This is a genomic window from Victivallis sp., from assembly GCF_048170485.1.
GTDB lineage: Bacteria > Verrucomicrobiota > Lentisphaeria > Victivallales > Victivallaceae > Victivallis.
The window spans coordinates 1-10,486 of sequence record NZ_DBEXAY010000100.1 but is presented as its reverse complement, the minus strand read 5'-3'; the positions used below and the strand labels follow the sequence as shown (position 1 = coordinate 10,486).

Sequence of the window (10,486 nt, the reverse complement as noted above, 5' to 3'; positions counted from 1 at the left end):
GGAAAAAGATATGTTTCCATTGTAAAGTAAAGCTTCGGCAGATCGTTCATTTTTCCTCCAGGTTTGCTACCCCTAAGTTAAAATGAACCTTCTGCCTCTTTTTTTCATCCCCCCAAATTAAAAACTTTTGAAATTACCTCTCGAGACAATTTCTGCTCGAATTGCGTTCCATCAGTTCGACCGGAAGAACTTTGGTTACCGGCTGAGAGAGCTTGCCGTCAATCTCTTCACAGAGCAGTTTGGCCGCTTCAAATCCGATCTCCCGCCGCGGCTGGCGGACGGAACTCAACGGACACTCCAGACAGCTGGCCAGCGGCAGATCGTCGAATCCGAAGAGCATGATGTCCCGGCCGACGCGAAGTTTCAGCTCCTCCGCCGCGCGATAGACGCTGCGGGCAGCGTAGTCGTTCATCGCCATGATGCTGACCGGCAGAGTTGCATTGCGCAAGATGTCCAGGGCGACGATGTATGGCGGTTCCAGTTTCTTTTCCACCGGCCAGAATTCCGGATCGTTGTCGGTCGGGGGGTAGAAGTGTGTGCAACGCTGAATCTCCTGCTCGAAACCGCTGTCATTCATCGCGTGGAGGTAGCCCTGATAGCGCAGCCGCTGGGTCCGGTTCCCCGGTTGCGCCCCCAGGTAATGGACCGGACGGCGAAAGGCAACCAGCAGTTTCACCACCGCGCGGTAGACGCCGCCGGCGTTGTCCACTTCGATGCAGGAGAGTTCCACTCCCGTCACCGGCCGGTCGACGCAGACCATCGGGAAACGCCGCTGTTTCAGCCGCCGGAGCGCATCGGCGTATCCGGGGAAGTTGTAAGGCAGAAGGATCACTCCCGCGACACCGAGTTCATCGATATGGAGCAGATAATCCAGCACTTTCGCATGCCCTTCGGTGCTCTGAAAAAGCTGAAATCCCATCTTCTTTTCGCTGGCGAACGCCTTGATTCCATCCGCAATGCCGATGGTCATCGCATCGGGGAACCCGGCCCAGATGGCGCCGATGGTCACCGTTTTCCCGGTCGTCGCCGGCTTGGCCGTCTGCTGTTTGAGGTCGGGATTGATCAGAGTGCCGCGGTTCGGTTCCTTGATGAGCACGCCTTCCTTGTTCAGAATGTCCAGCACCCGCCGGATGGTGGTGCGCGAAACCTGATAGTTTTCCGCCAGCGCATCCTCCCCCGGCAGATATTTGCCGCGATCGTAATTGCCGCTCCAGATGTCCTGCACGATCACATCGGCGAGACGAACTGCTTTGCTGTTATATTTCATTTTTAAACAAATTGTATTAAATTATCGTGCATTTGTCTATTATTATACCAAAAAAGAGGATCGATGTCAAGCGCATTGTTTGAAATTTCGTAAAAAAAATACAATTGTGAGGCGGAACTGGGGGCGTGTTGAGAAAGCGCGTATTTTCTGTCGCCGGGTGCTTGTTTTCGTCGGAACTATGCGTTATATTACAGATAAGTCTAGAGAGAAAAGACGGTTCCGGTTTTGACTTGATTTTGTGGAATTCGGTCGTTATCAGCGTCCGGGAACAGAATTCCGGGAGTTGATACCGGGATTCCGCGAGTCGGCCCGGAGCCGGTTGCGGCAGGGGGGAGGACCCCGCACGCGGCCGGAATCCGATCCAGAATCGTCCTTTTCCTCTTTCCGTTCAACCTTCAGAAAAGGATACTATCATGGCTGAAGAAAAGATCGTTTTCCAGTTCGACGGCGAGAGAACCATGGAAATCTCCACCGGCAAAGTTGCCAAACTCGCCAACGGCTCCTGCCTGGTCCGCCTCGGCGACACCATCGTTTTGACTGCCGCCTGCTCGGGCGCCCCGCGGGAAGGGACCGACTTCTTCCCGCTCCAGGTCGACTATCGCGAGAAGTACAGCGCCGCCGGCAAGTTCCCCGGCGGATACATCAAGCGGGAAGGCCGCCCCTCCACCAAGGAGATTCTGACCTGCCGTATGATCGACCGGCCGATCCGGCCGCTCTTCCCCGACTACTTCTTCGACGAGGTGCAGATCTCCAGCGTGCTGCTCTCCGCCGACGGCGTCAATGAGCCGGATGTGCTCGCCATGGTCGGCGCCTCGGCGAGTTTGATGCTCTCCGACCTGCCGTTCCAGGGGCCGATCGGCGCGGTCCGCGTCGGCCTCATCGACGGCAAGTATGTCATCAATCCGACCCGCGCTCAGATGGAGCAGAGCAAACTGGAGCTCATCTACGCCGGCCGTCCCGGCCAGGTCATCATGATCGAAGGCGAAGCCGAGTTCGTCAGCGAACAGCAGATGAAGGAGGCGATGTACGCCGCCGACAAGGCGATCTGCAAGCAGTGCGAAGCGCAGATCGAGCTGGCGAAAAAGGCCGGCCGCCCGAAGAAGGAGTACAAACTCTACCCGGTTCCGGAAGCGCTCAAGAAGGCGCTCGAAACCTTCTGCGCCGACCGCATCGAAGGGGTCTGCACCATCCCGGGCAAAGAGGACCGCATGAATGCGATGGATGCGCTGCGCGACGACGCCCGCAAGGCGCTGCGCGCCGACTTCGCCGACATGGACGACAACCAGTTCGCGCTGGAGACCGCCAAGGGGTTCGATGACCTCGTCCGCACCGTCACCCGCAATGTGATTCTCACCAAGCAGTTCCGGCCCGACGGCCGTTCGATCACCGAAATCCGTCCGCTTTCGGCGGAGGTCGGTGTTCTGCCGGTGGTTCACGGCAGCGCGCTCTTCTCGCGCGGTGAAACCCAGGCGCTGGTGCTCGCCACCCTCGGCAACGAGAAGGATGCGCAGGAGTACGATGATCTCACCAGCGAGACCGGCATTGCCAAGAAGCGCTTCTATCTGCACTACAACTTCCCGAACTTCAGCGTCGGCGAAGTGGGCCGGATCACCGGTCCGGGCCGCCGCGAAATCGGGCACGGCAACCTGGCCGAGCGTTCGGTCAGCAAGGTGGTTCCGAAGGACTTCCCCTACGTCGTGCGCTGTGTCTCCGAGATCATGAGCTCGAATGGTTCGACCTCGATGGCGTCGGTCTGCGGCGCCACGCTCGCGCTGATGGATGCGGGCGTGCCGATCACCGCTCCGGTGGCCGGCATCAGCTGCGGTCTGGTGACCGGTGAGAACGGCGAGCGGCTGCTGCTCACCGACATCATCGGCGCCGAGGACCACTTTGGCGACATGGACTTCAAGGTCTGCGGCACCCGCGACGGAATCACCGGCTTCCAGCTCGACCTCAAGCTGCCCGGCATTCCGATCGACCTGCTGTGCGAAGGGATGGAGCGCAACCGGATTGCCCGGCTGAAGATCCTCGACGTGATCGAAGCGTGCATCCCGGCGCCGCGTCCGGAGGTCAGCAGCCGCGCGCCGCGGCTGGAAGTGATCCAGATCAATCCGGAGAAGATCGGCGCGCTGATCGGCCCCGGCGGCAAGAACATCCGTGCGATCACCGAGGAAACCGGCACCAGCATCGACATCGAAGAGGACGGCAGCGTCAAGATCATGGCGCCCGACAAGGCGCACCTCGAAGCGGCCAAGGAGCGGATTCTCGGCAGCACCGCCGAGGCGGAGATCGGCAAGATCTACCGCGGCAAAGTGGTGACCATCCGCGACTTCGGCGCCTTCGTCGAGATTCTGCCCGGCGTGGATGGATTGCTCCACATTTCGGAGATGGCCGATTACCGTGTCAACAAGGTGACCGACATCTGCGAAGAGGGGCAGTATGTCACGGTCAAGGTGATCGACATCGATCAGTCCGGCAAGATCCGTCTGAGCCGCAAGGCGGCGCTCAAGGAGCTCGGCGAGTAAGATCGTCTGACGGAGTGTGTTTCACGGGCGCGGATTTTCCGCGCCCGTTTTGTCATGGGAGGATGGTGGTATGGCAATGCGCTGGCTGCTGGACCCGGTCCAGCGGATTTTCCCCGGGCTCACCCGGGAGAACCTGCTCGCCGCGGCGGCAAAACGTTCGCTCGACCGGGCGGGAACTCCGCCGGAGGTGCCGGAGGGGGCGCCGGTCTATGTGGCGGGGTACTTCCGTTCCCACGCCGGAATCGCCTCCGGAGCGCGCGCTCAGCTCGCCGCTTTCCGGAAAGAGGGGAGGGCGGCTTACGGCATCGACCTTACCGCCGCGATGGGGCAGGCGGAGACGCTTCCGTTCGACGGCGAAGTGTACGACTGCCGCTCTCTGCCGGAGGATGGCGCGCCGGGAACGGTGGTCGTCTACCAGAATCCGCGCTGGTTCCTGATTGCGCTCGCCCGGATGGGGCGGCGGTTTCTGCGGGGCAAGCGCATCGTCGGCCACTGGACGTGGGAGCTGGAGGACATTCCCGACTGGTGGTGTGAATCGCTCGACTATCTGCATGAAGTGTGGGTGCCGACCCGTTTTGTACGCGACGCGGTCGGGCGTCATACGGCAAAGCCGCTGAAGGTGGTGCCGTATCCGGAGACTGGAACACTCACCGGAAAACCGCGCCCCTTCGCTGCCGACGGCGTGCTCCGGGTGCTCTACATTTTCGACGCCGGGTCCGGGTTCGAACGGAAGAATCCGCTGGCGGCGGTCGAGGCGTTTCGGCAGGCGTTTGGCGACCGCCGTGATGTGGAGCTTCTGCTCAAAATCTCCCGGCCCGGCATGTATCCGGCCGGGTGGGAGGCTCTGCAGCGGGCCGCGGCAGGCGCGCCGAACATCCGGCTGCTCGACGCCTTTCTCAAGCAGGAGGAGCTGGACGATCTCTATCGGAAGAGCGACATCTACCTTTCGCTCCACCGTTCGGAAGGGTATGGATTGACCATTTTTGAAGCGATCCGGTTCGGGCTGGAGACGGTGGCGACCGGCTGGTCCGGCAACATGGATTTCTTCCACGGTCCGAACTGCTATGCGGTGGATTACCGGCTGGTTCCGGTGGTGGACCCGCAGCGGATCTACCCCTATCCCCAATGGCGCTGGGCGGAGCCGGACCCCGCCTGCGCGGCCGGATTCCTGCGCGAAATCGCCCGGAAGCACGGCTTTGCGCTCTGAATGCCGGAAAACCGTTAAAAAAAATTGCATTGCCGGCGTTTGACGTGTATGTTATGGAATCATTTCAGTTTTAACGCAGAACAGGTGGAATATGGCACGCGAATACGATTTTACCGCGATTGAAAAGAAATGGCAGGAGTACTGGGAGAAGAACCACACGTTCCGGGCGGTCGATTTTGACGAACGGCCGAAATTCTACGCGCTGGATATGTTCCCCTATCCCTCCGGGGCGGGGTTGCACGTCGGCCATCCCGAGGGGTATACCGCGACCGACATCCTCTGCCGCTACAAGCGGATGCGCAACTTCAACGTGCTTCATCCGATGGGGTGGGACGCGTTCGGGCTGCCCGCGGAACAGTACGCCGTGGAGACCGGAACCCATCCGGCGGTGACCACGAAGAAGAACGTCGACAATTTCCGCCGTCAGATCAAGTCGCTCGGCTTCAGCTATGACTGGGATCGCGAAATCAACACCACCGATCCGAACTACTTCAAGTGGACCCAGTGGATCTTCATGCAGCTTTACAAGAAGGGGCTGGCCTACCTCGACGAGGTGGCGGTCAACTGGTGCCCGGCGCTCGGAACCGTGCTCGCCAACGAAGAGGTGATCGACGGGCGCAGTGAACGCGGCAACCATCCGGTGGAGCGCCGCCCGATGAAGCAGTGGATGCTGCGGATTACCGAATACGCCGAGCGGCTGCTCAACGACCTCGACGATCTCGACTGGCCGGAAGGCATCAAGGAGATGCAGCGCAACTGGATCGGCAAATCCACCGGTGCGGAGGTGATCTTCGATACCACCGCCGGCGACCGGATCACCGTCTACACCACCCGGCCGGATACGCTCTTTGGCGCGACCTACATGGTGCTCGCGCCGGAGCATCCGCTGGTTTCGAAGCTGACTACGCCGGAGTGCCGCGCCGCGGTCGACGCCTACCGGGAGGCGGCGACGAAGAAGACCGACCTCGCCCGGACCGAACTCTCCACCGAGAAGACCGGCGCCTTCACCGGTGCGTACGCAATCAATCCGGTCAACGGCGTGAAGATTCCGATCTGGATCGCCGACTACGTCTTGGTGAGCTACGGCACCGGCGCGATCATGGCGGTGCCGGCGCACGATACGCGTGACTTCGAATTTGCGCAGACCTTCGGGCTGCCGGTCAAGTGCATCATCGAGCCGGACCCGGCGGCCGCCGCAGCGGAGAACTGCGACGTCGCCGCCGTGCTCGCCGGCAAGGCGTGCTGGACCGGGGAGGGCAAGCTCATCAACTCCGCCAACGACGAGGGACTCAACCTCAACGGACTTTCGGTGAAGGAGTCCAAGCCCGCCGCGACGAAGTGGCTGGCCGAACGCGGCCTCGGCCGTGAGGCGGTCAAATACAAGCTGCGCGACTGGCTCTTCAGCCGCCAGCGCTACTGGGGCGAGCCGTTCCCGATCGTCCACTACGAAGATGGTTCGATCGAGCTGGTCAACGACTCCGAACTGCCGGTGAATCTGCCGGAGATGGCGGACTTCAAACCCTCCGGGACCGGGGAGCCGCCGCTGGCGAAGGCGAAGGATTGGGTCAACTATGTGGATCCGGCCACCGGCCGCCGCGGCCGTCGCGAAACCAACACGATGCCGCAGTGGGCGGGTTCCTGCTGGTACTATCTGCGCTACATCGACCCGAAGAATCCGGATGCGGCGTGGGATCCGGCGAAGGAGCGCTACTGGATGCCGGTCGATCTCTACGTCGGCGGTGCGGAACACGCGGTGCTTCACCTGCTCTACGCCCGGTTCTGGCACAAGGTGCTCTTCGACCTCGGGCTGGTCTCCACGAAGGAGCCGTTCCTCAAGCTGGTCAACCAGGGGATGATCCTCGGGACGAGCTACAAGGATCGCCGCGGCGTGCTGGTGCCGACCGACCAGGTGGAGTTCACGCCGGATGGTCCGGTCCGCATCTCCGACCGCGAACCCCTGACCGAATTCCCGGCCAAGATGTCCAAGTCGCTGCGCAACGTGGTCAATCCGGACGATGTGATCCGCGACTACGGCGCCGACAGCATGCGGCTCTACGAAATGTTCATGGGGCCGCTCGAAGCGACCAAGCCGTGGAGCACCAAGGGGGTGGAAGGGGTGTACCGCTTCCTCAAGCGCGCCTGGCGGCTGGTGGCGGAGACCCCGGTGGCGGATGTTCCGTGCACGCCTGAGCAGTTGCGGCTGCTCCATGCCACGATCAAGAAGGTGACGCAGGACATTGAAACGTTCAATTTCAACACCGCGATCAGCCAGCTGATGATCTGCCTGAATGAGTTCTCGAAACTGAAGGAGGTGCCGCGCGAAGCGGCGGAGACCTTCGTGCTGCTGCTTTCGCCTTTTGCCCCCCACCTCTGCGAGGAGCTCTGGTCGATGCTCGGGCATGAGGGGACGATCGCCTACGTGCCGTGGCCGGCGTGGGACGAGGCGCACCTCAAGGTGAACGAGGTGGAGATTCTCGTGCAGGTGCTCGGCAAGCCGAAGGCGCGGCTGATGATGCCGGTCGGCTGCAGCGAAGAGATCGCGCGTGAAATCGCGCTGGGGTCGCCCGAGGTGCAGGCCGCGATCAACGGCCGCCAGATCCGCAAAGTGATCTGCGTGCCGGGCCGTCTGGTCAACATCGTCGTCGGCTGACGGCGGGGAGCGGCGGATTCTTCCTGTGCTTTCCAGAAGAGAGCGCTTGAAAATCCGCCGTTTACGTGTTAATTTATATGAATATATCAAATCATTTCAAACAGTCTGGAGAGTGTCAGTATGTCCGGTCACAGCAAATGGGCAAATATCAAGCACAAGAAAGAGGCCGCCGATAAGGTCAAAGGAAAGGCCTTCTCCCGTATCGCCAAGGAGATCATGGTCGCCGCCAAGATGGGCGGCGCCGATCCGGATGCGAATCCGCGGCTCCGTTCCGCGCTGACTTCGGCGAAGGCGGTCAACATGCCGAACGCCAACATCGAGCGCGCCATCAAGAAGGGCGTGGGCGAGCTGGGCGACGCGGTCTTCGAGGAGATCGTCTACGAAGGGTATGCGCCGGGCGGTGTGGCGGTCATGGTCGAGTGCCTGACCGACAACAAGAACCGTTCGATCAGCGATGTGCGCATGGTCTTCGACCGCAACAACGGCAACATGGCCGGTTCCGGCGCGGTGGCGCGGATGTTCCGCCGCCAGGCGCATTTCGTCATCACCGGCGACTGGGCCGACGAGGAGAAGCTGATGGATCTCGTGCTCGACGCGGGCGCCAATGACCTCACGGTCGAGGATGGCGTGGCGGAGGTCTGGGCTGATCCGGAAAACTTCGAAGCTCTGGTCAAGCTCTTTGAGGAGAAGGGGATTCCGACCGACGAGGCGGAGCTGATCCGCCGTCCCGACATGGTGACGGAGATCACCGATCCGGCGATTGCGCGTCAGGTGCTGCGTCTGGTCGAGCGGATGGAAGAGCTCGACGACGTTCAGCTGGTCACCGCCAACTACGAGATCGCCGATTCGATCGCCGATCAGCTCGAGGAAGAGTAACAGTTTTCCGGTGGAAAAGGAAGCGGCGGTCCCGGCGGACTGCCGCTTTTTTCGTCTGGAGAGAAAGGAGCTTCCGCCATGCAGAAATCGGAATTTCACCCGTCGGAGATCCCGTCGAAGCCGGGAGTGTACGTCTTCCGGGACCGTTTCGGCAAGGTGATCTACGTCGGCAAGGCGTCGAATCTGCGCCGCCGGATGAGCTCCTACTTTCAGCCGTCGCGGGTGGCGCGGGCGGATGCGAAACTGCGTTCGCTGATCCATTCGATCGACGACTGGAGTTATGAGACGGTGCGTTCCGAGGATGAGGCGCTGATTCTGGAGTCGCGGCTGATCAAGGATTTTGCGCCGCACTACAACGTGCTCATGCGCGACGACAAGCGCTATCTCCTGCTCAAGGTGGATTGGCGGGAGAAGTTCCCGACGCTCAAGCTGGCGCGGTTGAAGAAGAACGACGGCGCGCAGTATTTCGGACCTTTTCCGCGGGGAGGGGCGCTGCGGATGACGCTGGAGTTTCTGCTGGCGCACTTCGGATTGCGTGCCTGCCGCGACTCTGAGCCGGACGAAGAGACCCGCCGCCGCTGTCTTACTCGGATCGTCAAGGAGTGCTGTGCGCCCTGCGTGGGCGCGGTCACTCCGGAGGAGTACCGGAAACGGGTGGAACAGGCGGTGGCGGTGCTGCAGGGGGACATCCGGGAACTTTCCGAAACGGTGCGCGCCAACATGCTTGCGGCGGCGCAGGCGCAGCAGTTTGAGAAGGCGGCCCGTCTGCGGGATGTATTGACCAATCTGGAGAGCGTCTTCGGGCGTCGGAGCCGGGCGTTCTGGCGGCCGGAACTGCCGGATGCGGCGCCGGGCATGGCGGCGGTCAACGCGCTGGGGCGGGTCCTGGGGCTGGAAAAGATGCCGGACCGGATCATCGGATTTGATATTTCGAACATACTGGGCAAGCTGGCGGTGGCGAGTCTGGTGGCGTTCCGCGGGGGGCGGCCGGACCGGGAGAACTACCGCCGGTTCCGGATTCGGACCGTGCACCAGAGCGACGATTTTGCGATGATGCACGAGGTACTGGTGCGCCACTTCTCGCGGTTGCTGGAGGAGAAACGCCCGTTGCCGGATCTGGTGATGGTCGACGGCGGCAAAGGGCAGCTTTCGGCGGCGATCGACGCGCTGGTGGAGATCGGCTGCCCGCCGCTGCCGGTGATCGGGCTGGCCAAGCGGAACGAGGAGATCTACCTGCCCGGCCGGAGCGAACCGATCGTGCTGAGCCGGCACGATCCGGCATTGCGGATGCTGCAGGCGCTCCGGGATGAGGCGCACCGATTCGCCATTACGTACCACCGGGAACTGCGCAACCGCCGGATTGAGCAGTCGCGGCTGGATGAGATTCCGGGAGTCGGCGACATCCGGAAGAAACAGCTGTTGCGCGCCTTCGGTTCGTTGGCGCGATTGAAGAAGGCGTCGGTCGAAGAGATTGCGGAAAAGGTTCCGGGCATCGGGGAAACCGTCGCCCGGAAGATCCTCGACAACCTCGCCTCCCGCCCGGTGCCGCCGCCTCCGGCCCCGTCGAACTGATTTTGCGGGAAGGGGAGACGTGGTGAGCGTTTTCTGCCTCGTTTTTCGACAATTTCATAATGCTGATGACGCAGGAATGGTGCGGCAATCGTGGACGTCGTCGTGAGACGAGAAAAGCAGACTCTCCCAGTCCCGCTTCTGAAATCGTTGTGGAGAATATGGCCGAATATCTCCCGCGAACTCTTCGGGAGAAGAGATATCGTATTTTCAGCTCTAAACCCATTTCAAGAGGAGTTTCTGGAATGACCTGTCGTTCAGCTTGCAAATCTCCCTTGCAATTGTGAATGTCTGACATCCGCCTGAAGAAACTTATCCCGCATATAATTGTTTGATGGCGATTGATTTGAATGGTGTATTCTCTTCGCGTGCGGAGAGGTTGGATTCGATTT

6 protein-coding genes are annotated in these 10,486 nt (G+C 61.3%); 5 read left to right on the top strand and 1 reads right to left on the bottom strand.

From position 1 onward, the window contains the following. Positions 1-133 precede the first annotated feature (133 nt). Entirely contained in the window at positions 134-1,267 is a 1,134-nt protein-coding gene (locus ACMLHG_RS05355) for a GntR family transcriptional regulator (RefSeq protein ID WP_417169810.1), read from the bottom strand. Positions 1,268-1,680: 413 nt separating this feature from the next. On the opposite strand from ACMLHG_RS05355, the gene ACMLHG_RS05350 reads away from it, so the two are divergent. The 5 genes from ACMLHG_RS05350 to ACMLHG_RS05330 all read left to right on the top strand — a co-directional run bounded on the left by ACMLHG_RS05350 (position 1,681) and on the right by ACMLHG_RS05330 (position 10,097). Continuing rightward, positions 1,681-3,792 (top strand): polyribonucleotide nucleotidyltransferase, encoded by a 2,112-nt coding sequence (locus tag ACMLHG_RS05350; RefSeq protein ID WP_294433976.1) that lies wholly within the window; start codon positions 1,681-1,683, stop codon positions 3,790-3,792. Positions 3,793-3,862: 70 nt separating this feature from the next. Beyond that, positions 3,863-4,999 carry a glycosyltransferase gene (locus ACMLHG_RS05345; RefSeq protein WP_294433974.1) on the top strand — a complete coding sequence of 379 codons (1,137 nt, stop codon included), beginning with the start codon at positions 3,863-3,865 and terminating at the stop codon, positions 4,997-4,999. Between the two features lie 91 nt (positions 5,000-5,090). Further along, a complete protein-coding gene (leuS, locus tag ACMLHG_RS05340) occupies positions 5,091-7,649 on the top strand; it encodes a leucine--tRNA ligase (protein WP_417169809.1) in 2,559 nt (852 codons plus the stop codon). Between the two features lie 120 nt (positions 7,650-7,769). After that, positions 7,770-8,525, top strand: coding sequence for a YebC/PmpR family DNA-binding transcriptional regulator (locus tag ACMLHG_RS05335; RefSeq protein WP_294433969.1), 756 nt, complete (start codon positions 7,770-7,772; stop codon positions 8,523-8,525). A gap of 78 nt (positions 8,526-8,603) precedes the next feature. Next, positions 8,604-10,097 carry an excinuclease ABC subunit UvrC gene (locus ACMLHG_RS05330; protein WP_295809396.1) on the top strand — a complete coding sequence of 498 codons (1,494 nt, stop codon included), beginning with the start codon at positions 8,604-8,606 and terminating at the stop codon, positions 10,095-10,097. The last annotated feature ends 389 nt before the right edge of the window (positions 10,098-10,486 follow it).